At 67.8% G+C, this 25,240-nt stretch carries 23 protein-coding genes and 1 pseudogene; 10 read left to right on the forward strand and 14 right to left on the reverse strand.

Going from position 1 to position 25,240, the window contains the following annotated elements; translation table 11 throughout:
* On the reverse strand, positions 1–431 hold a 431-nt coding region (locus I0Q12_RS33830; RefSeq protein ID WP_231611392.1), incomplete at its 3' end, for an aldehyde dehydrogenase family protein.
* 163 nt (positions 432–594) lie between these two features.
* Here I0Q12_RS33830 and I0Q12_RS24800 point away from each other — a divergent pair.
* From I0Q12_RS24800 to I0Q12_RS24825, 6 genes are all read left to right on the forward strand, one after another.
* The gene (locus I0Q12_RS24800; RefSeq protein ID WP_197255681.1) at positions 595–1,815 is read left to right on the forward strand and encodes a CaiB/BaiF CoA-transferase family protein; all 1,221 of its coding nucleotides are present in this window, start codon (positions 595–597) and stop codon (positions 1,813–1,815) included.
* Positions 1,812–1,958: a DUF1059 domain-containing protein gene (locus tag I0Q12_RS24805; protein ID WP_197255683.1), complete on the forward strand. Its 147-nt coding sequence runs from the start codon at positions 1,812–1,814 to the stop codon at positions 1,956–1,958. The genes I0Q12_RS24800 and I0Q12_RS24805 overlap by 4 nt, the downstream gene beginning before the upstream one ends.
* Positions 1,959–1,998: 40 nt before the next feature.
* Entirely contained in the window at positions 1,999–3,297 is a 1,299-nt protein-coding gene (locus tag I0Q12_RS24810) for an amidohydrolase family protein (protein ID WP_197255685.1), read from the forward strand.
* A 97-nt stretch (positions 3,298–3,394) separates the two neighbouring features.
* Entirely contained in the window at positions 3,395–3,757 is a 363-nt protein-coding gene (locus I0Q12_RS24815; protein WP_197255687.1) for a PadR family transcriptional regulator, read from the forward strand.
* Positions 3,757–5,106: a permease prefix domain 1-containing protein gene (locus I0Q12_RS24820; protein WP_197255689.1), complete on the forward strand. Its 1,350-nt coding sequence runs from the start codon at positions 3,757–3,759 to the stop codon at positions 5,104–5,106. Before I0Q12_RS24815 ends, I0Q12_RS24820 begins: the two co-directional genes overlap by 1 nt.
* A gap of 21 nt (positions 5,107–5,127) precedes the next feature.
* On the forward strand, positions 5,128–5,331 hold the full coding sequence (locus tag I0Q12_RS24825; RefSeq protein ID WP_197255691.1) for a zinc-ribbon domain-containing protein: 204 nt from the start codon (positions 5,128–5,130) through the stop codon (positions 5,329–5,331).
* A gap of 18 nt (positions 5,332–5,349) precedes the next feature.
* Here I0Q12_RS24825 and I0Q12_RS24830 read toward each other — a convergent pair whose 3' ends face one another.
* Positions 5,350–6,156 carry a crotonase/enoyl-CoA hydratase family protein gene (locus tag I0Q12_RS24830; RefSeq protein WP_197255693.1) on the reverse strand — a complete coding sequence of 269 codons (807 nt, stop codon included), beginning with the start codon at positions 6,154–6,156 and terminating at the stop codon, positions 5,350–5,352.
* A 143-nt stretch (positions 6,157–6,299) separates the two neighbouring features.
* Positions 6,300–7,445, reverse strand: coding sequence for a hypothetical protein (locus tag I0Q12_RS24835; protein WP_197255695.1), 1,146 nt, complete (start codon positions 7,443–7,445; stop codon positions 6,300–6,302).
* 154 nt (positions 7,446–7,599) lie between these two features.
* On the opposite strand from I0Q12_RS24835, the pseudogene I0Q12_RS33835 reads away from it, so the two are divergent.
* Together I0Q12_RS33835 and I0Q12_RS33840 are read left to right on the forward strand one after the other, a co-directional pair.
* Positions 7,600–7,714 (forward strand): annotated as a pseudogene (locus I0Q12_RS33835) (transposase); the annotation flags it as partial.
* A 19-nt stretch (positions 7,715–7,733) separates the two neighbouring features.
* On the forward strand, positions 7,734–7,919 hold the full coding sequence (locus tag I0Q12_RS33840) for a hypothetical protein (protein WP_231611375.1): 186 nt from the start codon (positions 7,734–7,736) through the stop codon (positions 7,917–7,919).
* Positions 7,920–8,232: 313 nt separating this feature from the next.
* Here the strand turns inward: I0Q12_RS33840 and I0Q12_RS24845 are convergent, their stop codons facing one another.
* The 11 genes from I0Q12_RS24845 to I0Q12_RS24895 form a co-directional block, all read right to left on the reverse strand.
* Positions 8,233–10,473 carry an NADP-dependent isocitrate dehydrogenase gene (locus I0Q12_RS24845; protein ID WP_197255697.1) on the reverse strand — a complete coding sequence of 747 codons (2,241 nt, stop codon included), beginning with the start codon at positions 10,471–10,473 and terminating at the stop codon, positions 8,233–8,235.
* A 631-nt stretch (positions 10,474–11,104) separates the two neighbouring features.
* Positions 11,105–12,109 carry an aromatic ring-hydroxylating dioxygenase subunit alpha gene (locus tag I0Q12_RS24850; RefSeq protein ID WP_197255699.1) on the reverse strand — a complete coding sequence of 335 codons (1,005 nt, stop codon included), beginning with the start codon at positions 12,107–12,109 and terminating at the stop codon, positions 11,105–11,107.
* A gap of 14 nt (positions 12,110–12,123) precedes the next feature.
* Positions 12,124–13,032: an alpha/beta fold hydrolase gene (locus I0Q12_RS24855; RefSeq protein ID WP_307846507.1), complete on the reverse strand. Its 909-nt coding sequence runs from the start codon at positions 13,030–13,032 to the stop codon at positions 12,124–12,126.
* Between the two features lies 1 nt (position 13,033).
* Complete coding sequence (locus I0Q12_RS24860) at positions 13,034–14,236, reverse strand: amidohydrolase family protein (protein WP_197255702.1); 1,203 nt, start codon at positions 14,234–14,236, stop codon at positions 13,034–13,036.
* Between the two features lie 12 nt (positions 14,237–14,248).
* The gene (locus I0Q12_RS24865) at positions 14,249–15,445 is read right to left on the reverse strand and encodes an acyl-CoA dehydrogenase family protein (protein ID WP_197255704.1); all 1,197 of its coding nucleotides are present in this window, start codon (positions 15,443–15,445) and stop codon (positions 14,249–14,251) included.
* 41 nt (positions 15,446–15,486) lie between these two features.
* Positions 15,487–16,521: an acyl-CoA dehydrogenase family protein gene (locus tag I0Q12_RS24870; protein ID WP_197255706.1), complete on the reverse strand. Its 1,035-nt coding sequence runs from the start codon at positions 16,519–16,521 to the stop codon at positions 15,487–15,489.
* Between the two features lie 19 nt (positions 16,522–16,540).
* Positions 16,541–17,383, reverse strand: a complete 843-nt coding sequence (locus I0Q12_RS24875; protein WP_197255821.1) for an amidohydrolase family protein — start codon at positions 17,381–17,383, stop codon at positions 16,541–16,543.
* Positions 17,384–17,385: 2 nt separating this feature from the next.
* A complete protein-coding gene (locus I0Q12_RS24880) occupies positions 17,386–19,032 on the reverse strand; it encodes an AMP-binding protein (RefSeq protein WP_197255708.1) in 1,647 nt (548 codons plus the stop codon).
* A gap of 33 nt (positions 19,033–19,065) precedes the next feature.
* Positions 19,066–20,268, reverse strand: a complete 1,203-nt coding sequence (locus I0Q12_RS24885) for an amidohydrolase family protein (RefSeq protein WP_197255710.1) — start codon at positions 20,266–20,268, stop codon at positions 19,066–19,068.
* Between the two features lie 43 nt (positions 20,269–20,311).
* Positions 20,312–21,808: an acyl-CoA carboxylase subunit beta gene (locus tag I0Q12_RS24890; RefSeq protein ID WP_197255712.1), complete on the reverse strand. Its 1,497-nt coding sequence runs from the start codon at positions 21,806–21,808 to the stop codon at positions 20,312–20,314.
* A 25-nt stretch (positions 21,809–21,833) separates the two neighbouring features.
* Positions 21,834–23,069: a cytochrome P450 gene (locus tag I0Q12_RS24895; protein WP_197255714.1), complete on the reverse strand. Its 1,236-nt coding sequence runs from the start codon at positions 23,067–23,069 to the stop codon at positions 21,834–21,836.
* A 147-nt stretch (positions 23,070–23,216) separates the two neighbouring features.
* Between I0Q12_RS24895 and I0Q12_RS24900 the strand changes: the two genes are divergently transcribed.
* Positions 23,217–24,419 (forward strand): cytochrome P450, encoded by a 1,203-nt coding sequence (locus tag I0Q12_RS24900; protein ID WP_248674397.1) that lies wholly within the window; start codon positions 23,217–23,219, stop codon positions 24,417–24,419.
* A 19-nt stretch (positions 24,420–24,438) separates the two neighbouring features.
* Positions 24,439–25,239, forward strand: a complete 801-nt coding sequence (locus I0Q12_RS24905; RefSeq protein WP_248674398.1) for an enoyl-CoA hydratase — start codon at positions 24,439–24,441, stop codon at positions 25,237–25,239.
* Position 25,240 lies beyond the last annotated feature (1 nt).

The raw sequence follows: 25,240 nt of genomic DNA on the forward strand, positions 1-25,240 counted from the left end.
ACCCCGACCGGTTCCTGCACCACGGTCCGCACGTTGCGGGAACCGAAGAGACCGCCGCCGTCGAGGACGCGTTCCCAGGGGTAGTCGTCGATCAAACGGGCCGGGTAGCGCAGCGCCTCGGCCAGCGGCCAGTCCAGCTGCGCGGTGCCGGTGGTCATGACCGGGCAACCGGTCTCGGCGACGAGTTCGTCGCGCAGGTCGTCGTGTTCGGCTTCGAGTCCGGCCTGGAGCTGGTCGAGGCACCGAGCGCGCAGGGACCGATTGGTGGACCAGTCGGTTTCGTCGAAGGCTCGGCGCGCGGCGGCGATCGCGCGGTCCATGTCCTCGGGTCCGGCCGCCGCGGTGGTGCCGAGCACCCGGCCGGTGGCGGGGTCGAGGTTGTCGTAGACGGCGCCGGAGGCGGCATCGACCAGGGTGCCGTCGACGAGCATCCGGCGTTCGGCGCGTTCGGCCACCCGAGAATGCCGCTCCGGCTGTGGTGCGATCCGCGTCCCGATTTCGCTCACGTACCCCCCGTTCGCCATCCTGGATGATTAACTGTAAATGTTACCGTATAGTTCCTCAACACACCGTCGGGAATCGGAAGGGGAACCGATGTCGGGTCTGCTCCAGGGCATTCGCATCGTCGAGTTGGCATCGTGGACATACGTCCCCAGCGCCGGTGCGGCGCTGAGCGATTGGGGGGCGGAGGTCGTCAAGATCGAGGACACGCGCGGCGGCGATCCGTGCCGCTACCTGACCATCGGCGGTCTCGACCCGGCGCAGTCGCGGGTCGACGCGAACTTCATGATGGAACTCGGGAACCACGGCAAACGCAGCATCGGCGTGGACATCAAATCCGAACGGGGCCGGGACATCCTGCGGCGCCTGATCGAACGTGCCGACGTGTTCCTCACCAACTGGCTGCCCGCCGCACTCGAGCGCGCCGACCTGTCCGTCGAACGCATCCGCGAGTTCAACCCGAACGTCATCGTCGCGCGCGGCAGCGGCCAGGGCAGCCGCGGACCCGAACGCGACCGCGGCGGCTTCGACGCCGCCAGCTACCTCGCCCGCGGCGCCGTCGCATACGCCCTGACCCCACCGGATGCCGAATACCCGGTGACGCAGACCCCCGCGTTCGGCGACCTGCAGGGCGGCATCACCCTCGCCGGCGGGATCGCCGCCGCCCTGTTCCACCGGGCCACCACCGGCCACGCTCCAGTCGTGGACAGTTCCCTTCTGTCCCAGGGTGTTTGGGCGATGGCGCCGGACATCGCCGCGGCGGACTACTACGGCATCGACCGGATCCCGGTGGGCAATGCGGGCACGGCACCGAATCCCGCCGTCAACCGCTACCGCACCCGCGACGGCCGGTGGATCCAGCTGGTGTTCCTGCAGGCCGACCGGTACTGGAAGGGCTTCTGCGAACGCATCGGCCGACCCGACATGGCCACCGACGAACGGTTCGTGCCGCTGGCGAATCTGGTCGCCAACAAGGAAACCGCGACCGCGGAACTGCGCCACACCTTCGCCGAACGCGACCTCGCCGACTGGCAGAAGATCCTCGCCGACGAACCGGGCGTGTGGGCGACCCTCGCGAGCCCGAAGGAGGTGCTCTCGGATCCGCAGGTCGTCGCGAACGGCTATCTCATGACCGTCACGGACGCCGCGGGCCGCGAATACCGCACCGCCGCCGCACCCGTCCAGTTCGACGAGACTCCGCCGCCACCGCGCCGCGCCCCCGAATACGGCGAACACACCGAGGATATCCTGCTCGAACTCGGTTTCGACTGGGACGCCATCATCGCCGCCAAGGAAGCCGGAGCCGTGCTGTGAAACGACATCTCACCTGCCCTTGCGGGGAGTACCTCACCGGCGCCGACGAGGACGAACTCGTCGAGAACGCACGCAGGCATCTGGCCGAGCAGCATCCCGGGCACGACTACGACCGCGAGCAGATTCTCTTCATGGCCTACTGAACCACCTGTCCCCCAATATCTTCCGCTGAGGAGCGTCGACGTGAACAAGAACGACATGATCCTGATCAGCGTGGACGATCACATCATCGAGCCACCCGACATGTTCGACAACCACCTGCCGAAGAAGTACGCCGCCGACGCCCCGAAACTCGTCCACACCCCGGACGGCGCCGACATGTGGAAGTTCCGGGACACCGTGGTGCCCAACGTCGCGCTCAACGCGGTCGCCGGCCGCCCCAAGGAGGAATACGGGCTCGAACCGGACGGCCTCGACGAGATCCGGCCCGGCTGCTACGACGTGCACGAACGCATCAAGGACATGAACGCCGGCGGCATCCTCGCGTCGATGAACTTCCCGTCCTTCCCCGGATTCGCCGGCCGGTTGTTCGCCACCGAGGACCCGGACTTCTCGCTCGCGCTGGTGCGCGCCCACAACGACTGGCACATCGACCAATGGTGCGGCGCCTACCCGGGCCGGTTCATCCCGATGGCGCTGCCGGTGATCTGGGACGCCGAACTGTGCGCCGCCGAGGTGCGGCGCTGCGCCGAGAAGGGCGTTCATTCACTCACGTTCACGGAGAACCCGGCCGCGCTGGGCTACCCGAGCTTTCACGACCCGTTCTGGAATCCGCTGTGGAAGGCGCTCGTCGACACCGACACCGTGCTCAGCGTGCACATCGGGTCGTCGGGACGGCTGTCGATCCCGGCCGTCGATTCCCCGCCGGACGTGATGATCACGCTGCAGCCGATGAACATCGTGCAGGCCGCGGCCGATCTGCTGTGGTCCCGGCCGGTCAAGGACCACCCGGACCTGAAGATCGCGCTGTCCGAGGGCGGCACCGGGTGGATCCCCTACTTCCTCGAACGCCTGGACCGGACCTACGAGATGCACTCCACGTGGACCCTGCAGGACTTCGGCGGCAAACTGCCCAGCGAGGTGTTCCGCGAGCACTTCCTCACCTGCTTCATCAGCGACCCCACCGGGGTGCGGCTGCGCCACGACATCGGCATCGACAACATCGCGTGGGAGTGCGACTACCCGCACAGCGACTCGATGTGGCCCGACGCCCCCGAGGTCCTCTCGTCGGTGCTCGTGCGCGAGAACGTGCCCGACGACGAGATCGACAAGATGACGCACCTGAACGCGATGCGCTGGTACTCGTTCGATCCGTTCACGCACATCCCTCGCGACCGGGCCACGGTCGGCGCGCTGCGCGCCGCCTCCGCCGGACACGACGTGAGCATCCAGCCTCGCAGCCACAAGCACACGCCCGCCGAGGAGAAGCTGTCGGCGTTCCAGGCACAGATCAAGGCGGCCACCGCGCACACCGCGTCCTGACCGGCGCTGTGGCCCCTTCGCTTCCGGATGCTCGTTCCTCATACCTAGATCTGCTAGGGTCACCGTTATCCATAGCACTGCTAGGTATGAGGGCGACATGTTCATCGAGAAAGATCTGGTGGCCGCCTCGGCCACCCCGCTCGTGCTCGGCATCCTCGCCGAAGGCGAGTCGTACGGCTACGCGATCATCAAACGCGTCAACGAGTTGTCGCAAGGGCAGATGCAGTGGACCGACGGAATGCTGTATCCGCTCCTGCACCGCCTCGAGCGGGCGGGACACGTGTCCGCCACCTGGCGCGTCGCCGACAACGGGCGACGCCGCAAGCACTACGCCATCACGGACGCCGGCCGGGACGTGCTCGCCGAACGAGCGGCGCAGTGGACCGTCGTCGCCGACGCGCTGCAGCAGGTGTGGCAGTCGGCCCAGTTGCCTCCTGCGGCCGCGCCGGGGTGGTCGTGATGACCCTCGACGCACATCTCGAATCCCGCATAGCCGGCTGGCGCAGTTACGTCTCGGGCCATCGGGTGATCTCACCCTCGGACATCGACGAGATGGAAGATCATCTGAGGGAACAGATCTCGGACCTCGTCTCGGTCGGACTGACCGCCGACGAGGCGTTTCTGGTCGCGGTCGGCCGGATGGGTAGTCTCGACGAGATCTCCCGGGAGTTCGCCCAGGAGCATTACGACCGGCTGTGGAAGCAACTCGTCCTCACCAGGGACGCCGGTCACGAATCCGGCGCTCTGCGCCGCCCCAGGGAGCTCGCGGTCGTGCTCGCGTGCGCACTCGGCGCCGGACTCGCGGTCCGGGCCGGAGTCGAGTGGCTGACGGACTCGGCACTCGTACGCAACGCCGCACTGCTCGTCCTGCCGTTCCTCACCCTGTACTTCGCGTGGAAGCGCGACATGGGCCCGCGAAAGACCGCGGCACTGGCCCTCCCGTTCGGCGCTGCTGCGGTCGTGCTCAACGTGTTCCCCTTCGAGCCTGGGGGTGTCACCGAGATCATCGCAGCGATCCACGCCCCCGTCGCCCTGTGGTTCGTGGTCGGGACAGCCTACGTCGGAGGCGACTGGCGATCGCACCGCCGGCGCATGGACTTCGTGCGCTTCACCGGCGAATGGGCGGTGTATCTGGCGTTGCTCGCCCTCGGTGGCGGCGTCCTGATGGGGTTGACGGCGGGAGCCTTCGGCGCCCTCGGGATCGACGTGGAACCGTTCTTCGAACAATGGATCCTCCCGTTCGGCCCGGCGGGCGCGATCGTCGTCGCAGCCTGGCTCGTGGAGGCGAAACAGGAGGTCGTCGAGAACATCGCGCCCGTCCTCACCCGGGTGTTCACACCGATCACGATCGTCATGCTGGCCGCGCTGTTCGTCGCGGTGATCGCGTCCCGCAGTGTCGTCACCGTCGATCGCGACCTGCTGATCCTCATGGATCTGATCCTCGTGCTCGTGATCGGGCTGCTGCTGTACTCGATCTCGGCCCGGGACCCACATGCCGCACCGAACGTGTTCGATCTGCTGCAGGTCGTGCTGATCGCGGCGGCGCTCGCCGTCGACCTGCTGATGCTCACCGCGATGGCCACGCGCATCGCCGAGTTCGGCTTCACCGCGAACAAGGTCACCGCGCTCGGTCTGAACCTCGTGCTGATGGTGAACCTGGTGTGGGCCGCTCGGCTCGGTGTCGCGTTTCTCCGGGGGCGTTCCGGTTTCTCCGCGGTCGAACGGTGGCAGACCCGGTATCTCCCCGTCTACTGCGGGTGGGCGGTGCTCGCGGCGGTCGCGATTCCGCCGCTGTTCCGGTTCGTGTGAGCGTCGCTCTATGCTCGGGCGATGTTCCTTCTGTTCGGATTCGGCACCAAGCGGCAGAACCTCGGCCCAGGACAGATCCGAACCTGCCCGCGCTGCAACAACACCACGCAATGGGCACGGATCCGGGAATTCCAGCAGTTCACCCTGTTCTTCGTTCCCATTGCGCGCTGGAAGCGCCGGCACCTGGAGCAGTGCGGCATCTGCGGGGCCGCGGTCGAAATCTGAACCGCGATCCGACCGAGGTCAGTCCGGGTCCACGAAGGCGGGTGCCCGCCCGGCCGTCCCCGCGGTGACCGCCTCGACCTGGTTGGGCGACCCCATCAGCTCGACCTGCAGCGTGCTTTCGAGCATCAGAGCGGACGCCGGATCCGATCCGGTCCAGGTCTCCTCGTAGAGACGTTTGGCGGCCTGGACCGCGTGGGGGGACTTCCCGGCGATCTCGCGCGCCAGCTCCGATGCCGCGGCGAGCGGGTCGTCGACGACGTGGGTGACGAGGCCGAGCTTCTTCGCCTCGGCACCCGTGATGATCCGCCCGGTGAAGGTCAGTTCCTTGGCGACGTCGAGGCCGACGAGTCGCGGCAGGCTCTGCGTGATGCCCATGTCGGGAACGAGGCCCCACTTGACCTCCATGATCGACAGCCGTGCGTCCGGGGTCGCGAATCGGATGTCGGCGCCGAGCGCGATCTGCAGTCCACCGCCGAAGCAATTGCCGGTGATCGCGGCAATCACCGGGGCCGGAACACGGGACCAGCCGTAGGCCGCACGCTGTCCGTGGCCGGCGACCTGACCGTCCTCACGCGCCAGCAGATCCCGCGGCCCCATGCCTTTCCGATCCGCGAGACCGGTGATGTCGAGGCCCGAACAGAAGCTCTTGCCGGCACCGTGCAACACCACGGCGCGGACCCTGCGGTCGACGGCAAGTCGCGCGGTGGCGTCGACCAGCGCATCGAACATCGCCGAATCCAGGGCGTTGTGCTTCTCGGCTCGATCCAGGGTCACTGTCGCGACCCCGAGTTCGTCGACGTCGATACGAACCCTGTGCTCACTCATCCGAACCGAACCTCCTGCGCCGGCGCCGTTCGGGCGTTCGAGGAACGGCGCCCGAGATCGTGCAGCGACTGTACAAGACGGCGTCCCGCTCGGGATCGACACGACCTGAACAACACAAGAGGCCGGTCACCCCGCGACGGCCGTCAGAGACGACCGGACGGCAGGCGGCCCGCGGTGAAGTCCGCGACCTGATCCGCGGTGAACGGTGGATCGAGCAGGTCGGCGCGCTGGGCGTAACAACGGAACAGGTCCGTGATGTAGTGCATCCGGTCCGGAAGGTCGGACCAGTCGCGAACGGCGGTGTCCCGCACACTGTCGGGGCTCGGGTCCACTCGGGCGAGGAAGGCCCGAAGTTCGGGGTCGACCAGTTCCGCCAGCAGGGGCGGGAACGTCGCCGGCAGGTCCTCGGACAGGTCGAGCACCCCGCCGTCCGGCAGAGACAGGACCATCAGGTGCTCGGTGACGGCGCGGCGCACCAAGCGGCGGACATGCTCGGTCAACTGCTCCGCTGCCAGGCGTACCGGTGTGCGCCGGCCGAGGACGGTCAGCAGGGCCAGGCGGGGCCACTTCAGAATCGGGTTGTCCGGCAACAACAGATCCAGCAGCCGGCGTTCCAGGTCCCGCGGATCCAGGATGGGCGCCTCCAACGCCGCGGTGATCTCCGGTTGCAGCCGGGTTTGTTCGTGCAGGCCGATCTCGAGGTTGGCCAGGAGCAGCAGCTCGGCGCGCTGCTTCTCGTCGGTGCTGAAGATCGCCCGGTGATACCGCGTGAATGCCCGGCGCAGGTAGTCCTGCCCGTCGGGTGGTTCCCCCGGCCGCAGCGTGGCGCAGAAGTCCGCGATCCGCTGCTCGTCGAGCACCGTGTCCTGCGCGAACTCGGCCAGGAAGCGGGCGAACTCGCGGGCGATCTCCGCGAACACCTTCAGATTGCCCCGCGCCGTGGCAGCGCTGACTTCGTCCAGGCGTGCCGCCCGCACGATCACCGTGCGCACCGCCTGTTCGACCACCGGGTGTCCCGGGAACGCCCGCCGCAGACCCCGAACCACCAGATCGATCCCGGCGTCCACCTCGGGTGACGCGGCAAGCGATCGTTCCAGGGCATGCGTCAGGTCTTCCTGCCGAATCGTCCGCCCCACCTGCTTGGACGCCCACACGGCGAACGTGCACCAATTCGCGTGACCACCGGTCCGTGAAGCGAGCGAGCGCGACAGCAGCTGGTAGGCGTGGGTGATCCACAGGTTGCGGATGATCGGCTCGGCCTGTCCGGCGATCGCATCGATGTCGGCCACTGTCGGCGCCGCGCCGACTTCGCGTGGACCACCAGGACTCATGACACCCTCAATCCGATCTTTGCGACCTTCCCAGTCTGAGCTCCGAGGGGAGGATCTGAACAGAGCGCGCTGTCAGCACTTTCCCGCCGTGATCGACGCAAAGGCGTTCGTCGGCTTGGTGCCCTCGGAGTACTCGTCCGGGATCTCGCGGAATCAAGGGTCGATCACCAAGACCGGCAACACCCATGCCCGTCGGCTGTTGGTGGAGGCTGCCTGGCATCACCGGCCGCGGTATCACGTCGGGCAGTGATGCGGTCCCGCTGGGATCAGGCCCCGGCCGCGGCTCGCGCCCGCGGCGACGAAGGGAATCGCCGGCTGCATCAGCGGTGGGTGGGTTTTCTCGAACGCCGCAAACGACCCGTGATCGCGAACGTGGCGATCGCCCGGGAGTTCGCGGGCTGGTGCTGGTCGTTGGCGGTGATGGACTGCTGATGCTCACCCCCTGATCTGCTTCGCCGGCGAGTCCGGTGGTGACAGCGCGTGGATCGACCCGCGACACCGCTATGAGCAGGCCTGTTCGGACCGACTCTCGTCTCTGGGCACGCGGATGTGATCCAGCCGGAAAACCGTCCTGCGGCAGCCAACCCGCGTATATTCACCCCGCAAGCGGGAGGGACCCCCGTCTGACCGCGCGTCGCTTGTCGACACGCTCACCACAGGACTCCCTCGACGAAGCGCAGAGGCGCCTCCAGGGTCGCTCCCCGGAGGCGCCTCACTCTGCCTTCTCGACAGACTTCTCTACATATCAGCGGTTGACGGCCGCAAGCGCGGTGTTCAAGGTCTTACTCGGCCGCATCACGGCCGCGGTCTTGACACTGTCCGGCTTGTAGTAGCCGCCGATGTCAACCGGCGCGCCCTGCACCTCGATCAGCTCCCGTACGATCGTGTCCTCGTCCCTGGCCAGCGCCTCGGCCAGCGGGGCGAATTGTTCCGCGAGTTCCTGGTCCTCGGTCTGCGCGGCAAGCTCCTGCGCCCAGTACATCGCGAGGTAGAACTGGCTGCCCCGGTTGTCGAGCTCGCCGGTCTTGCGCGACGGGCTCTTGTTCGTCTCCAGCAGCTTGCCGGTCGCTGCATCGAGCGTCTTTGCCAGGATCTTGGCGCGCTCGTTGCCAGCCTTGAGCCCGAGGTCCTCCAGGCTTACGGCCAACGCCAGGAACTCACCGAGCGAATCCCAGCGCAGGTGGTTCTCCTCCACCAACTGCTTGACGTGCTTGGGCGCCGACCCGCCTGCGCCCGTCTCGTACAGGCCGCCGCCCGCCATCAGCGGCACGATCGACAGCATCTTGGCGCTCGTACCCAGTTCGAGGATCGGGAACAGGTCGGTGAGGTAGTCGCGCAGGATGTTGCCGGTCGCGGCGATGGTGTCCAGCCCGCGGATCAGCCGCTCCAGCGTGTATCGCATCGAGCGCACCTGCGACATGATCTGGATGTCGAGGCCCTCGGTGTCATGATCCTGCAGGTACAGCTCGACCTTCTTGATCAACTCGTTCTCGTGCGGGCGGTACGGGTCGAGCCAGAACAGGACCGGCATACCGGAGTTGCGTGCCCGGGTGACCGCGAGCTTGACCCAGTCGCGGACCGGCGCGTCCTTGACGGTGCACATGCGCCAGATGTCACCCGCCTCGACGTGCTGGGTCAGCAGCACCTCACCGGTGTCGACATCGACGAAGTTGGCCTCGCCCTCCTCCGGAACTTCGAAGGTCTTGTCATGCGAGCCGTACTCCTCGGCCTTCTGCGCCATGAGCCCGACGTTGGGGACGGTGCCCATGGTCGTCGGGTCGAACGCGCCGTTGGTCTTACAGAAGTTGATGATCTCCTGGTAGATGCGCGCGAAAGTGGACTCCGGCATTACCGCTTTCACGTCCTTGGGTCTTCCGTCGGCGCCGTACATCTTGCCGCCCGAGCGGATCATAGCGGGCATCGAGGCATCCACGATGACATCGCTGGGTGAATGGAAGTTCGAGATGCCGCGGGCGGAATCGACCATGGCCAACTCGGGACGGTGCTCATGGCATTTGTGCAGGTCCTGCTTGATTTCGTCCCGCTGCGTACTGGGCAGCGTCTCGATCTTGTCGTACAGGTCGCCGAGACCGTTGTTGACGTTGACGCCCAGTTCGTCGAACAGCTTCTGATGCTTGGCGAAGGCGTCCTTGTAGAAGGTCTTCACCGCGTGGCCGAAGACGATGGGGTGCGAGACCTTCATCATCGTCGCCTTGACGTGGAGGGAGAACATCACGCCCGTCTTGCGGGCATCCTCCATCTGCTCCTCGTAGAAGTCGAGCAACGCCTTCTTGCTCATGAACATGCTGTCCATGATGTCGCCCTCACCCAGGTCCACCTCGGGCTTGAGGACGATCGTCTCGCCACCCTCGGTCACCAGCTCCATCCGGACCTTGCGCGGCCGGTCCAGCGTCATCGACTTCTCGCCATGGTAGAAGTCGCCGTGCCGCATGTGCGCGACGTGGCTGCGTGAGGCCATCGACCACTCGCCCATGCTGTGCGGGTGCTTACGGGCGTACTCCTTCACCGCCCGGGGTGCGCGCCGATCGGAGTTGCCCTCACGCAGGACCGGGTTGACCGCGCTACCGAGGATCTTGCCGTAGCGCTCCCGGATGGCACGCTCCTCTTCCGTCTTCGGGGCGTGCGGGAAATCCGGGACCTGGTAGCCCTTGTCCTGCAGTTCCTTGATGGCGGCCAGGAGCTGCGGCACCGACGCGCTGATGTTGGGCAGTTTGATGATGTTGGTGTCGGGCAGTTGCGTCAGACGACCCAGCTCGGCAAGGGTGTCCGGTACGCGCTGCTCTTCCGTGAGGTGGTCGGGGAACTCGGCCAGGATCCGCGCCGGCACCGAGATGTCGCTGGACTCGACTTCGATGCCCGCGGCACCAGCGAAGGTACGCACGATCGGCAGGAAGGCGTAGGTCGCGAGCAACGGTGCCTCGTCGGTCAACGTGTAGATGATGGTCGACTGCTTATCGGCGCTCATTTTTGTCTCGTCTCCCACGTCAGTTCGGTCCGCTTTTCGAAGTGCTCCGGGTGCGGTATTGCTTCGGGTATCAGGCTACGTGCGAGAACACAAGAACCATATTTACCCGCCGGTAGCGCGAACTCCGCTACCGGCTACGGTCGGCGTCACGCCGACTTCGCGTGGACCACCAGGACTCATGGCACCCCCGTTCGATCTTCGCGACCTTCCCCAGTCCGACCGCGGACGGAGCATCTGACAGGGCATGCTGTGAGCACTTGCCCCTCGGGGGTCCGACGCGAAGGCGAATCGCGTAGTCGACTACTCGTGCCAGACGAAGAGCCTCGTTCAGCCGGCGCTGCTGACGCTGATCGGCGGCTCCCTCGTCTCGGCCTGCGCTCCGACCCTGACCGTGCTGTTCGCCGGCCGCGCCCTGCAGGGCATCGGTATCAGCGGCGTCGTGACCGTCGCGGTGGCCCTGCTCGGCGCCGTCATTCTCCCGCGGGAACAGGGCAGCTGTTCCGGGTACGCTGCTGTCGTCATGGCAGCCTCGATGGCCGGTGGCCCACCGCTGGGTGGCGCGCTCGTCGACACTGCGGCTCGGCATCGGCGTGCTGCTGCCGAACCACCCGCTGCGATCGTGATCAGGAGGTCAGGCGGTGGCGTCGACCGGTGGGACACCGTAGAACTGCTGCGCCCACTTACGCAGCGAGAGATACGGTTTCGCGTCCTTCGGGGACAGCGGCGGATGTTCGACATATTTCTGGTGCCGCCAGATGCTCAGGTCCTCCCACACGGTGACGAGGAACTGGCGTTCGACGCGTTCGCGGACGTCGGCCGGCGGCACGTCGTCGTCGCCGGGGTTGCGGGGCCACCAGATCGAATAGAACAGATCCGAGCTTTCGTCGTCGACCGGTGTGGTCGCGAAGATCAGCCGATGCCTCGACGATCCTTCGAACGCGCTGATCGATCCGCCGAGACCGAACATGTGCACGTGGATCTTCAGCGCCATCTTCTCCGGATCGTCGCTGCGCGCATCAGGCCAGCCGGTGAGGAACTTCCACGCCTGGTCCGAGGCGCTGTAGTCCAACATCTGCGGGGTGACGGTCGCGCCGTGCACGTACTGGAAGTGCAGGCTGTCGGGACCGTTCTCGAGCACCACCTGCGGATGCACCGGTTCGCGTTCGGTCTTGCGGGAGAACTCCGGATACGGGCGGTAGTAGTCCGACGACTCACCCGACCCGAGCTCGGGGAACAAGGTCAGGATCCCCGGCATCTCCCAGGTCGGGGCGGCGCCGTCCGGGTGGTGCCACATGAACACGCAGCCGTCGTGTTCGACCACCGGATACACCCGCAGCCGCACCGTGGGCCGCGTGCGATTCTCGCCCGGGATGGCGCGGTTGGTGCCGTCGGGTCCCCAGCGCCAGCCGTGGAACGGACATTCGACGCAGTCCCCCACCACCGTGCCGCCGTAGCCGATGTGCGCCCCCAGGTGCCGGCAGTGGCCGGTGAGGATGTGCATCGCACCGGACTCGTCGCGGTAGGCGACCAGGTCCTCGCCGAAGTACTTCAGCGGCCGCACCTCCCTCACGGGGAATTCCGCCGACCAGCCCACCATGAACCACCCGGTGACCTTCCAGGTGAACGGGACCTTCACAGCACCTCCAGATGTCACGCGGACGGACGTTCGGTTGCGAGCGCGCACTCCTCCACGAATGCCAGCACACTCCGGTGATAGGCACCCGCGGCGAACCCGACACTCATGTTGTGTCCGCTCGCGGCCTGCCGGTACCACACCAGCCGCGGCGACGACGTGAAGCCCCGCGCGATCGCGTCGAGTGTGTCCGGGTCGGTCCGCCACACCCGTTCGTGTTCGGCGTGGCTGAGCCGCACCGGAATCCGGATGTCCGGGGACAGCACCGGGAACTTCATCGGCCACCGGACCGCGACCGTCGCCTCGTATCGAGGGGTGCGCGACGAGAGCGACCGACCGCCGCGCACCTCCTCCGGGTACAGGTCCTCGGGATACCAGAGCAGGTCCCGGATGGTCCCGCGGTCGCCGAGGCTGCGCATCGCCGTGATCAGTTGTTCGGCGTCGGCGTACTTCACGGTGCCGGTCCCGGCCAGTTCCAGCCCGAGCAGCCGCGCGCCGCGCGGATCCGCGGCCATGCGGGCACCGAGGTCGCACCCGGCCGAGTGCGCCAGCAGGAATGTGCCCGCGCCGCGCGGCGACGCCCCGAGCAGGGCGTCGACGGTCGCGTAGCACGCGTCGACGCGGCGCGCCGGATCGTCGAACTCGTCCCCGAACGGCGCCGACGCACCGTAGCCGGGCCGGTCCGGCGCCAGCACGGTGTAACCGAGCGCGGCGCCGGCGCGCAACAAGGACAGTTCGGGTCTGCCCGGCAGGTCGAAGTACCGCGAAGTGGTTGCGCCGCCGTGCAACGCGACCACGACGGCGCGCGGTTCGGCGACCTCGGCGCACAACGCCGACATGGGGATGCCGTCGATGTCGACGACGCGTTCGGTGACCGTGCCGACCCCACCCGGAGTGGGGTCCGAGGCCGCGATGCCGGCCGCCACCTCAGGCGCCCCGCGCGACCGCGGGATCGAGACCGAGCAGGTCGAGCATGTTGCCTCCCATGACCTTTCGCGCATCCTCGGCCGACAGTCCGTCGAGCTGCCCGAGCAGGCTCAGCGGATCGGCCAGCCCTTCCGGGTGCGGCCAGTCCGAGCCGTAGACGACGCGGTCCGCGCCGAGCATCTCGACGACCTCCCGGTAGTCGTCCTCCCAGAACGGATTGACGTAGACGCAGCGCCGGAACGCCTCGATCGGGTCCTCGAGGAACAGCTGCGGCATCTTGTCGTAGGCGTGCCGCAGGTTGCGGAACAAGGTGGGCAACCAGTCGGAGCCGTTCTCGATGGAGAGGATCCGCAGGTCCGGATTCCGCGACAACGCGCCGTGGCACACGAGCGCGGTCATCGCGTCCTCGATCGCGCGCGAGCCGATCGCGGCGGTCCGGAATGCGGTGGGGGCGAACGGTTTGTATTCGGTGGCGGGCTCCCAGATGTCGAGGACCTCCGAATAGCCGCTGTCCGACGCGTGCATCGACACCGGAATCCCCGCGTCCACACAGGCTTTCCAGAACGGGTCGAACTCCTCGAACCCGAACGATCGGCTGCCGCGGAAACCCGGCACCGGCGCGGGACGGACGAGCACCGTCTTCGCGCCGCGCTCGAGGCACCACTGCAGTTCCTCGAGCGCCCGGTCCACGATGGGCAGGGTGACGACGGGAACCGCGAAGATCCGGCCTTCGTAGTCGAAACTCCAGTGCTCGTACATCCACCGGTTGAGCGCGTGGATGACGTCGTGGGTCAGCTCGGGATCGTTCTTGAGGCGTTCCTCGACGAGGCTCGCGAGGGTCGGGAACATCAGCGCGTAGTCGAGGCCCTGCTCGTTCAGCTTTTCGAGCCGCGCCGCGGGGTCCCGGAACGCGGGAATCGACTTGATGGGTTTGCCCATGATCTCCCGCGCCGACTTGCCGTCCGGGTTGCCGTTGCGGAAGTAGTCCTCCTGCGCGCCGGGCGCGGCCACGACGGAGAACGTCGGGTTGGGGATGAACTCGCTGATGGTGTTCTGCACGACGATCTTGGTGCGACCGTCGATGTCGACGTAGCGGATGGCGTCCTTCGCGTGGACCGGGAGGTACTTGGTCAGCGCGTCCCGGGTCTCGTACATGTGGTTGTCCGAGTCGAAGATCGGGAACGGGTGCGGATTCGTCGCCATGGTGAACGCTCCTCAGTGCGCCTCGGCGCGTGCGGGCTGCGAGTAGTTGGGCCGGCCGAGACCGAGCACGTGCTGGGCGATCATGTTCCGGAACACCTCGAGGGTGCCGCCGTAGATGCCGCACAACGGGGCCCACCGGAACAGGTGCTCGGCGCCGCCGTCGTCAGCGGCGCCTTCGGTGTCGACGGGCAGTGCGGATGCGGAACCGAGGATGTCCATCAGGTCCGGGGAGATGTCGCGCATCGTCTGGGCGATCGCGACGCGCCCGAACATGTGCGGCGCCGACAGTGCCGCTTCCATCCGGGCGATGCTGCGGCCGAGCCGGTACGCGACCGCCCGGTCGTCGAGCGGCCGGCGGCCGTCCGGGCCCCCCTGTCCGAGGATCCGCGCAATGCGGTCGACCCGGGTCGCCATGGTGGTGCCCTGATGGATCAGGATGGACACGTCCTGCAGACCGTCGTTCGCGGCGTCGACGACGCCGTGTTCCTCGGCGAGCGGACCCATCAGCACGGCCCAGCCGCCGTTGACCTCGCCGAGCCGGTACTTGTCGGGCACGCGCACGTCGGAGTAGTAGACGATGTTGGTGCGGTCGCCGTCGACGGTGCGCAGCCCCTGGATCTCGATGCCGGGGGTGTCGAGCGGGACGAGGAACATCGTCAGGCTCTTGTGCTTGGGGGCGTCGGGATCGGTGTTGGTGATGAGGAAGACGTACTGGCAGTTGTGGGCGCCGGTGGTGAACATCTTGGAGCCGTTGATGATCCAGTCGTCGCCGTCCCGGACCGCTCGGGTCTTGCAGGTCGCGACGTCGGAGCCGCCGTCGGGTTCGGTGTAGCCCAGGCACAGCCGGACCTCGCCGCTGTCGATCTTCGGCAGCACCTCGGCGCGCACCTCGGGCGATCCGTATTTCTCGACCGAGGTGGTCACGATGGCGGTGGTGCCCGCGGTCACCCACGGCACCTGGGCGCGGCGTTTCTCGAGGTCCCACAGTCTGCGCCGCAGCCGGTTCAGGCCGCCTTCCGATTCGGGTGCGCGTTCCGCGGCGAGCCAGCCGTCGGCGCCCATCGCCAGGTGCACGCCCTCGTCGAAGTTGTCGCCGGTCTCCCGGTCGCGGCGGCGCACCTCGTCGGTGACGTGCGTGTCGAGGAAGGCGCGTGCCCGCCGCTGGAACGCGGCGTCCTCGTCGGACAGTTCCACGAGTGAGAAATCCATGGTTCCCCCTGCTGTTTGTCGGCCTGCTCTTGTCGACTCGGCTAGGCCCGCGCGGCGAAGCTCTCGGCGACCCGGACCGCGGCGTCGGCGGGATCACCGCCGGCCAGTGCCCAGCCGCGGGCGCGGACCAGATACGCCGAGGCCGCCGATTCGGCGGCGACCCCGAGTCCGCCCTGCACGTGCACGGCCATCGTCGCCGCGCGCGGTGCCTCGTCGGCCAGGTACACGAACGCCGCCGACGCGAGCACCGGCGCCGCGTCGGGCTCGTTGTCGAGGAACCACGCGGCCCGCCGTGTCAGATTGCGGGCCCCGTGCACGACGATCGCGATGTTCGCGAGCGGATGCGAGATGCCCTGCAGGGTCGAGATCGGCACCCCCATGGTGTAGCGGTTCTTGGCGAATTCCGCTGCGATGGTGAGTGTTTCCTCGACCAGTCCGACGAGCGCGGCGGAGGTCAGGAGCCGCCATTCCTCGAGCGCCCGATCGTACTGCGCGACCGCCTCGGGTCCGCTCGCGAGCACGGTGCGACGATCCGCTGCGGCCGGGTCGATCCACGCCGCCGGCAGCTTGCCGATGTTGTCGACCTTCGCGGGGCGGGTGTCGAATTCGAGGCGCACGACGTCGTCGCCGTCGCGGACGACGATGCGGTCGGCGACCGATCCCGACGGGACGAGACGCCTGCCGGGCGGAGCGTCGAATCGTGGGTCCAGCGCGACGATCTCGCGTCCGGTGACGATGTCGGTGGTGTCGCACGCATCGAGCCGGGCGAGCAGCCGGGAGCCGCACACGTGGTCGATCCACGGCACCGGGGCGAGGGTGCGGCCGAGTTCCTCCGCGACGAGCGTCAGGTCGACCAGCGTCGCGCCGTCGCCGCCGACGTCCTCGGGCAACGCCATGGAGGTCGCGCCGGTCGCGCACAGTTGTTCCCACAGGTTCTTGTCGAATCCACCGGGTTCGGCGGCGCGCACGACCTCGAGGGGACTGCGCGCCCGGAAGAACTTCGCGTATGCGGCCTGTAGTTCCGTCTGGTCCGCGGACAGGCTGTAGTCCTGCCTGCGTAGTTCGTAGCGGTCCATCCCGTGTGCCCCTGTCCCGTCATTCGGCCGTGCCGCCGGCGGATCGGCCGCCGAAGAAGAATTCCTGTGCGTTGCGATAGAGGTAGTTGTCGCGGACGTCGTCCGGCAGATCCAGCGCCAGCGCCTCCGGGACGAGGCGGCGCATCGGCAGCACCGGCCAGTCGGATCCGAAGATCACCTTGTCCCGGCCGCGGGTGCGCATGTAGTGCAGCAGGCTGTCCGGCAGCCGCTTGGGTGACCATGCCGAGGTCATCAGCCGCAGGTTCTCGTACTTGATGAGCAGCCGGATCGCGACGTCCCACCAGGGGTCGGCGCCGTGGATCATGCACAGCTTCAGTTCCGGGAATCGGTAGCAGACCCGGTCGAGGTGGATCGGGTTCTGAACCTCGCCGGGAATCGGCGGGCCCGGGAGGCCGGTGTTCATGCACAGCGGCAGGCCCAGTTCGGCGCACTTGTAGTACAGCGGGTAGTACACGGCGTCGGTGGGCGGGTACATGCCGTCGCCCCAGAAGCTCGGTCCCACCGTCGTGTACGCGACCGGCAGATCGTGCACGAGCGCGGCGAGTTCGCGCAGCGACGACACCGGGTGCAGCAGGTCGACGCCGTTGACGGCGAGCGCGAACCGGTCCGGCATCTCCTCGACGAACTTCAGCGCGGTCGGTGACGGTTTGACGATCGAGTACATCAGGATCGCCTTCTCGACGCCCTGTTCGTCCATCTCGTCGATCAGTTCGGCCAGATCCACCTGCCGGTACATCGATTGCGGTCCCTTGAAGTACTTGTCCCGCACCTCGAGCATCCACGCGGGTTGTTCGCGCTCGCCGAAGTGCACGTTCACCAGGCAGTCGAGGACCTTCGGCATGCTCACGCTCCGTCCTTCTCGAGTGCCGGCTCGGCGACCTGCTGTGCGGCCCAGCGGTAATCGGGTTTTCCGTTCCCGAGCCGCCGGATCTCGGGGACGAACACGAAGGCCTTCGGTGCCTTGAACCCGGCCAGCGCGTCACGGCACGCCTGCCGCAGCGCGGATTCGACGGACTCGCAGTCCACGGACCGGACAGACTCACCGTCCGCCGACTGCACGAGCGCCACGATCTCCTGACCCCAGCGGGGACTGGATCTGCCCACGACCAGCGCGTCGACGACACCGGGTTGCGCCCGCAGCACTTCCTCGACCTCCTCGACGAACACTTTTTCGCCGCCGGTGTTGACGACCAGCGAATCGCGGCCGAGCAGCCGCAGGGAGCCGTCGGCGTCGACGGCGACGCGGTCGCCGGGGATCGCCAGGCGCTGCCCGTCGATGATCGGGAAGGTCGCTTCGGTGGCGGCGCGGTCGTCGAAGTAGCCCAGCGGGACGCGGCCGGTGCGGGCGGCCCAGCCGATCTCGGGGTCGCCCGGGTTCAGCAGCCGGGTGCGGTCGTGCGAGACGGCGGTGCCGCCGGGCATCGGATCGAAGGTGTCGACCTCGGCGCCGCGGGTGCTGCGCCCGTATCCCATTCCGCCGGTTTCCGACGAGCCGTAGCCCTCGACGAGGAAGGCGTGCGGAAGTTGTTCGAGCAGTGCCCGTTTGTGCACCGGGTTGGTCGCCGCTCCCCCGGTACCGATCACCGACAGGGACGACAGTTCGTACGGGCGACGCTGCATCTCGCGGACCAGCGGTCCGGCATAGGCGTCGCCGACGATGGTCATCAGCGTGACCTTCTCCCGCTCGGCGGTTTCGAGCGCGGTGCGCGCGTCGAACTTCTCCCGGTCGTCGTAGAGCACGACCGTCTGTCCGGCGAGCAGCCCGGCGAAGGTGGTCCAGGTGCCGGCGGCGTGCGAGAGCGGCGACGCGGCGAACCACACCTGCCCGGTCGCGTGGGCCAGCGCCTGCACCGGTTCGGCGGAGTCGTGGTCGGCGCCGTTCATCGACGAGACGTACATGTCACCCTGCCGCCACAGCACGCCCTTCGGCCGGCCGGTGGTGCCTCCGGTGCACAGCATGATCAGGTCGTCGGGTGAGGTCGCGATCACGGCGTCCGGATCGCCGAGTTCGACGGCCTCCTCGAACGGCACCGCCCCGGCGAGCTCGGGCACGTCGGTACCGTCGTCGACGGAAACCAGCAGCTCCACCCCGGGCGGGGCGGTCCGGTCGACGACCGGCCCGAACGAGCGGTGGTAGACGATCCCGCGCGGGGCGATGTAGGCGAGCAGGTCGCGGATCTCGCGGGGCGTGTAGTGGTGGTTGACGTTCACCGGCACCACCCGCGCCTTCGCGCACGCGATCATCAGGTCCGGGTACAGGTCGTTGCGCATGATCAGCGCGATGCGGTCCTGTCCGCATTCCCACCGGTCGAGCCGGTGCCGCGGGGTGTGCTCGCCGAAGCCGCGATCGGCGAGGAAATTCGCGAATCGTCGTGTCCTCGAGGAGGATTCACCGAAGGTGCTGCGGCGATCACCGCACACCGTCATGGTGCGGTCCGGGACCGCGTCGGCGACGGCGTCGAACACCGCGCCCAGACTCCATTCCGTCAACGCATCCTCCTGATCCGTGTTCCGGCCGCCGGCTCAGACCGACGCCGTGATCGGGGCGCCGAGGAACGCCAGGGCGTTGTCCCGCATGATCTTCCGCGTGTCCGCCGCGCCGAATTCGGTGAGTTCCTCGGTGAACGACAGCGGTTCGGCCAGGCCTTCGCCGTGCGGCCAGTCGGAGCCGAACAGGATGCGATCGACGCCGATCTGCTCGGCCAGGCGCGGCAGGTCGTCCTCGTAGTACGGGGCCACCCACACGTGTTCGCGCAGCGTCTCGACCGGATCGTTGGGGAACGACCGCGGCGACTGGTTCGCGAGTTTCGCCATCCGCTTGGCGAGGCGGTGCACCCAGTCGGAGCCGTTCTCGATGCTGGCCACGCGCAGCCCCGGATGCCGGTCGAACACGCCGTGGATGATCAGCGAGGCCATCGTGTCGTGGATCGCCCGGTCGTCGACGAGGATCTTGTCGAGGGCGTCGCCCGGACCGAACGGCTCGAAGGTGTCTTTACCGCCCCACATCGCGGCGATCTTCAGGTAGCCGCTGTCACCGAGGTGGAACGCGACCGGCACGCTCGCTTCGGCGAGACGTGCCCAGACCGGGTCGTGGGAGCGGTCGCCGAGCGATCGAGGCCTGCCGATGCCCGGCACCGGCGCCGGCCGGATGTGCACGATGCGGGCGCCGCGCGCGAGCACGAAGTCGACCTCGGCCACCGCGGCCTCCGGGTCGGCGAGCGAGATCATCGGGGCCGCCAGGATCCGTCCGTCGGGCCGGTCGAATCCCCAGTCCTCGTCGAGCCACAGGTTGAAGGCGTGCAGCGACGCCATGGTGGCGGGAATGTCTTCGCGCAGGGCTTCTTCCACGCCGCACCCGAAGGTGGGGAACATGAAGATCGTGTCGAGCGACTGCTTCTCCACCACGGCGACGCGGGCGTCCCGGTCCCGGTACTCCGGTCGCAGTTCGAGTTCCTCGACCTTCATCAGCGTGGCCGGGTCGACGCCTTCGGGGACCTGCCCGCGGAACAGCGGGTCCAGGCAGCCGGGCACGATGATCGGGTCGAAGGTGGGGTTCGGGATGAACCGGTTGACCTTGTTCCCGATGATGGCGACGTGCCGCCGCCCGTCCTGCACGATCTGCACGCCGCGGCGGCGGAAGTTCTTGTCGAGGTGCCGGGTGAAGGCGTCCAGCGGCTCGTAATAGTGGTTGTCGACGTCGATCGCACGGTAATCGAGCGTGGTCATCGTCTACCTTCTTCCTGTCTCGAGCGGGCCGTGTCGACGGGTGTCAGGGCACGATCGCGGTGCGGATCACCGGTTCCGCGACGGCCTGCCTGGCATAGATGCCGCGCTGCAGGGACAGCAGCAGCGCGTTGCGGGTTTCCTCGGGCCGGATCAGCTCGTCGAATCCCATCTGCTCGGCCGATCGGTAGGACGCTTCGAGTTCCATGGCCCGCAGCGTGGCGTCGAGGTCGGCGTCGGCGCCGGAGGCGGTGCTCAGCGCCGCCGCACTCATCGCGCCCATCGTCGCCCCCGGGTACGCATAGGTGGCGGCCTGGCCGTCGAACCCGATGAGCGACATCACCATCGACCCGAATCCGTAGGCCTTGCGCAGTGTCACGTGCAGTTTCAGGGTGGTCGCGGTCGTCTGCGCGACGAACATGCGGGCGCCGGCGCGCAGCACGCCCTCGCGTTCGGATTCACTGCCGGGCAGCATGCCCGGGTTGTCGGTGAGGAACACCAGCGGCAGGTGGAACGCGTCGGCCACGGCGATGAAGTGCGCGGCCTTGTCGGCCGCGGCCGCGTCGATCGATCCGGCGAGCACCTGCGGCTGGTTCGCGACCACCGCGACCGGATGCCCTCCGAGGTGCGCGAGCGCGCAGATGATCGCCTCACCGTACTTCGGTTGCACCTCGAACCAGTCGCGGGTGTCGAAGACGACGTCGATGACGGTGCGCATGTCGTAGGTGCGCCGGTTGTCCCGCGAGACGATGTCGAGCAGTTCCGGTGTCTCGCGCGGGTTGGAGTACTCGTCGGGTTCGGTCATCTGCGGGTACGACCAGGCGCTCGGCGGAAAGTACGAGAGATAGCGGCGGATCTCGTCGAGGACGTCCTCGTCGGTGTCGGCGACGTTGTGGATCACCCCGCTCGCGAGCGCGACGCCGGGTCCGCCGAGGTCCTCCTTCGTCACGTCCTCACCGGTGGACATTTTCACCACGGGCGGTCCGGCGGTGAAGATCGATCCCTGCCGGCTCATGATCGCGAAGTCCGCGACCGGCGCGACGAGGGCACCGTGCCCGGCGGACGGGCCGAGCACCGCGGTGACCATCGGCACCTTTCCGGAGCACCGGGCCTGCGCCAGCAGGTCCGTCGGGGTGCGGCCGTAGTGGTCGCCGGTGGGGCGGAAACCGGCGCCCTCGAGCAGCACCACGAGCGGAACCTTGTTGCGCAGCGCGAGTTCGGCCAGCCGGTACCGCTTGGAGTTGCTGCCGGGCGCGATGGTGCCGGCGAGGGTGGTGAAGTCCTCGGCGCCGACCATGACGGGCAGCCCGTGAATCAGTCCGGAGCCGGCGACGATCGCGTCGGCTGGTACGTCGCCGCCGACGAGGGTGCCGAATTCGTGGAAGGTGCCCGGGTCGAGGAGGCGTTCGATCCGGGCGCGCGCGTCGAGTTTGCCCTTGCCACGATGTTTGGCGACGCGCTCGGCCCCGCCCATCGCCAGCGCGTGGTCACGCCGGCGCTCGAGGTCCTCGAGGGTGTCGGCCCAGGTCCCGGCATCGGTCATGCGTGGTCCTTCGATGTGAGGGCGGTCAGGTCAGCGTGTAGCGGATCGGCAGATGTTTGAGTCCCCCGACGAACGTGGTCGCGGTGCTCGCGGGTTCGCCGTCGAGTTCGATCGAGGTGAGCCGGGGCAGCAGTTCGGTGAAGAACTTGCGGATCTCGAGCCGTGCCAGTCCGGCGCCGAGACAGAAGTGCACGCCGAACCCGAACGCGACGTGGTTGTTGGGGTCGCGGGCGATGTCGAACCGGAACGGATCGTCGAAGACCTCTTCGTCGCGGTTGCCGGACACATACGACAGCAACAGCGAATCACCCGCCGCGATCGGCACGCCCCGCACGGTCGTGTCCTCGGCGGCCGTGCGCATGAACGCCTTGACCGGCGTGACCCATCGGATGATCTCCTCGGTCGCCCGCGGCATGAGATCGAGTTCTGCACAGAGTATTTCGCGCTGATCCGGGTCTTCGATCAGTGCGTGCAATCCCCCGGAGATGCTGCTGCTGGTGGTGTCGTGCCCGGCGGTGGCGATGAGGGTGTAGTACGACATGGTGTCGATGTCCGACAGCGGTTCGCCGTCGACTCGGGCGTTGGCGATGGTCGACGCGAGATCGTCGGTGGGATTCTCGCGGCGGGCGGCGGTGAGCGCCGAGAAGTACTCGAACATCTCGAGCAGTGAGTTGATCTTCTCGTCGGCGGGCGTGGCGCGCTTGAGTTCGTCGTCGTCGCTGCCTACGAGTTCCTGGGTGAGCTTGCGCATCTTCGGGAAGTCGGATTCGGGGACACCGAGCAGCGACATGATCACGTAGAGCGGGAAGTCGACGGCGATGTCCTGCACGAAGTCGCACGCGCCGCCGTGCTCCCGCATCCGGTCGACGTAGCGCCTCGCGAGTTCCTCGATCCGGATCTCCATGGCCCGCATCGACTTCGGGCGGAACCAGTCAGCGGCGATCGCCCGCACCACCCGGTGCTGCGGGTCGTCCATGTGGATCAGGGTCCGGACCCCGGCGGCGGCCTGCATGGCGTCGGATTCCTCGGGCATCAGCACCGGCCGCGGCCAGTTGGTGAAGCGTTCGTTCGCGCGTTCGATCGCCATGATGTCGGCGTGCTTGGTGACGGCCCAGAACGGCTTGTAGGACGGCACGTCGACACGGGCCACCGGCGCCTCGGCGCGCAGTTTCGTCAGCGCGGCGTGCAGGCGCGGTTCGTCGGCGTATGCCGCGGGTTCTGCCAGCACTTTCGCGGCTTGCCCGACGATCGACATGCTCATCCGTGGCACTTTCGTTCGGTCCGAGAAGCGTTGTTCCGGGCATCAGAGTGATTTATAGTGAGCCTTACTGTCAAGCATTCTATAACTCTTTCCGTTACGGCGGACCGCAATCTCCGGGTGATGGGAAGCAACCTCCAGAGGTGATCAGTGGACAGCTCCGTCCGAGACGAATCGGCCACCGCCACACTCGACTTCCGCGACCCGTATCCGTTCTTCGCTGCGCGCCGCCGCGAGGGAGGCGTCTTCCACGGCACGGTCATGGACTACTCACGCACCCCGGAATCACTGCGTCCGGCGGATTCGTATGCGGCGCTCACCTATTCGACGGTCAGCGCCGCCCTGCGCAACGACCGCGTGTTCAGCTCCAAGCTGTACGACGCGACCATCGGCGTGTTCATGGGGCCGACCATCCTCGCGATGAGCGGCACGAAGCACCGCGCCCACCGCAACCTGGTGTCGGCGGCGTTCAAGCCGCAGTCGCTGCGGGTGTGGGAACCGGACATCGTGCGGCCGATCTGCAACGCGCTGATCGACGAGTTCGCCGGCGACAGCCACGCCGATCTCGTCGCGGACTTCACGTTCGAATTCCCGACCCGCGTGATCGCGCGGCTACTCGGGCTGCCCGCCGAAGACCTTCCGTTCTTCCGCAAGGCCGCGGTGTCGATCATCAGCTACGCCGGCAACGTGCCGCGCGCCCTGGCGGCGTCCGAGGACCTGAAGAACTACTTCCTCGGCCACATCGAACAGCGACGGTCGCAGCCGACCGACGACATCATCAGCGATCTCGTGACCGCCGAGGTCGAGGGCGAGAACCTGACCGACGAGGCGATCTACTCGTTCCTGCGCCTGCTGCTCCCAGCCGGCCTCGAGACCACCTACCGGTCGTCGGGCAACCTGCTGTACCTGCTGCTGCGGCACCCGGACCAGTTCGCCGCCGTGCAGGCCGACCACGGTCTGATTCCGCAGGCCATCGAGGAGGGTCTGCGCTACGAGACACCGCTGACATTCGTGCAGCGGTACACCACCGAGGACACCGAACTCGGCGGTGTCCCCATCCCGGCCGGGGCGGTCGTCGATCTCGTTCTCGGTTCGGCGAACCGGGACGAGGACCGATGGGAGCGGCCGGAAGAGTTCGACATCTTACGAAAGACGCTGCCGCACATCAGCTTCACCGCCGGTGCCCACACCTGCCTGGGCCTGCACCTGGCGCGGATGGAGACGCGGGTCGCCGTCGAATGCCTGCTCACGCGGCTGACGAACTTCCGGCTGCAGGACGACGGCGATCCGCACATCACCGGGCAACCGTTCCGCTCCCCCAACCGACTGCCGATCACGTTCGATGTCGTCTGAGATTCGAAAGGAAACGCGCGTGACCGACGAGTCCGTCCTGCTCACCGACCTCACCGACGGGGTGCTCACGCTGACCCTCAACCGCCCGGACCGCCGCAACGCGATCACCTCGCATATGTGGACGTTGCTGGGCGAACGGTTGCGTGACGTCGAACCGGGCCACGACGTGCGCGCGGTCGTGCTGACCGGCGCGGGCGGCACGTTCAGCAGCGGGGCCGACCTGTCCGCCACCGCGGGCATGGACGAGTTTCCCGACCCGAGCGAGGAGACCCGCCGCGTCAACGACACCGTGCGACTGCTGCACGGCCTGCCGGTCCCGACGATCGCGAAGGTGCGCGGCGTCGCCGTGGGCGCCGGATGGAATCTGGCGCTGGGCTGCGATTTCGTGGTCGCGACCCCGGAGGCGCGCTTCTGCCAGATCTTCGCCCGGCGCGCCCTGTCGATCGACACCGGCGGTTCGTGGCTGCTGCCGCGGCTCGTCGGGCTGCAGCAGGCCAAGCGGCTGACGATGCTCGCCGACATGATCGGCGCCGACGAAGCACACGCGCTCGGTCTGGTCACGTGGCTGCAGCCCGAAACCGAAATCGACGGATTCGTCGACGCCCTCGCGACCCGGCTCGCGGCCGGCCCACCGATCGCGCTGGCGCAGACCAAGTCCCTCATCGACCACGGGATCGACCGCACGCTGGACGAAGCGCTCGACGGGGAGGCCGCGGCGCAGGCGGTGAACCTGGCTGCACCGGATGTGCTGGAAGCGTTCGCGGCGTTCATCGAAAAGCGCGACCCGAACTATCGCCGCACCCCCGTCACGGAGCGCTGAC

This window comes from Rhodococcus sp. CX (assembly GCF_015865005.1).
GTDB lineage: Bacteria > Actinomycetota > Actinomycetes > Mycobacteriales > Mycobacteriaceae > Rhodococcus.

Bases quoted from the DNA above. Each gene is read 5' to 3' on its own strand.
- I0Q12_RS24800 (WP_197255681.1), top strand. From the start codon at position 595: ATGTCGGGTCTGCTCCAGGGCATTCGCATCGTCGAGTTGGCATCGTGG.
- I0Q12_RS24815 (WP_197255687.1), top strand. From the start codon at position 3,395: ATGTTCATCGAGAAAGATCTGGTGGCCGCCTCGGCCACCCCGCTCGTG.
- I0Q12_RS24820 (WP_197255689.1), top strand. From the start codon at position 3,757: ATGACCCTCGACGCACATCTCGAATCCCGCATAGCCGGCTGGCGCAGT.
- I0Q12_RS24825 (WP_197255691.1), top strand. From the start codon at position 5,128: ATGTTCCTTCTGTTCGGATTCGGCACCAAGCGGCAGAACCTCGGCCCA.
- I0Q12_RS24830 (WP_197255693.1), bottom strand. From the start codon at position 6,156: ATGAGTGAGCACAGGGTTCGTATCGACGTCGACGAACTCGGGGTCGCG.
- I0Q12_RS24845 (WP_197255697.1), bottom strand. From the start codon at position 10,473: ATGAGCGCCGATAAGCAGTCGACCATCATCTACACGTTGACCGACGAG.
- I0Q12_RS24860 (WP_197255702.1), bottom strand. From the start codon at position 14,236: ATGGCGACGAATCCGCACCCGTTCCCGATCTTCGACTCGGACAACCAC.
- I0Q12_RS24865 (WP_197255704.1), bottom strand. From the start codon at position 15,445: ATGGATTTCTCACTCGTGGAACTGTCCGACGAGGACGCCGCGTTCCAG.
- I0Q12_RS24870 (WP_197255706.1), bottom strand. From the start codon at position 16,521: ATGGACCGCTACGAACTACGCAGGCAGGACTACAGCCTGTCCGCGGAC.
- I0Q12_RS24875 (WP_197255821.1), bottom strand. From the start codon at position 17,383: ATGCCGAAGGTCCTCGACTGCCTGGTGAACGTGCACTTCGGCGAGCGC.
- I0Q12_RS24885 (WP_197255710.1), bottom strand. From the start codon at position 20,268: ATGACCACGCTCGATTACCGTGCGATCGACGTCGACAACCACTATTAC.
- I0Q12_RS24890 (WP_197255712.1), bottom strand. From the start codon at position 21,808: ATGACCGATGCCGGGACCTGGGCCGACACCCTCGAGGACCTCGAGCGC.
- I0Q12_RS24895 (WP_197255714.1), bottom strand. From the start codon at position 23,069: ATGAGCATGTCGATCGTCGGGCAAGCCGCGAAAGTGCTGGCAGAACCC.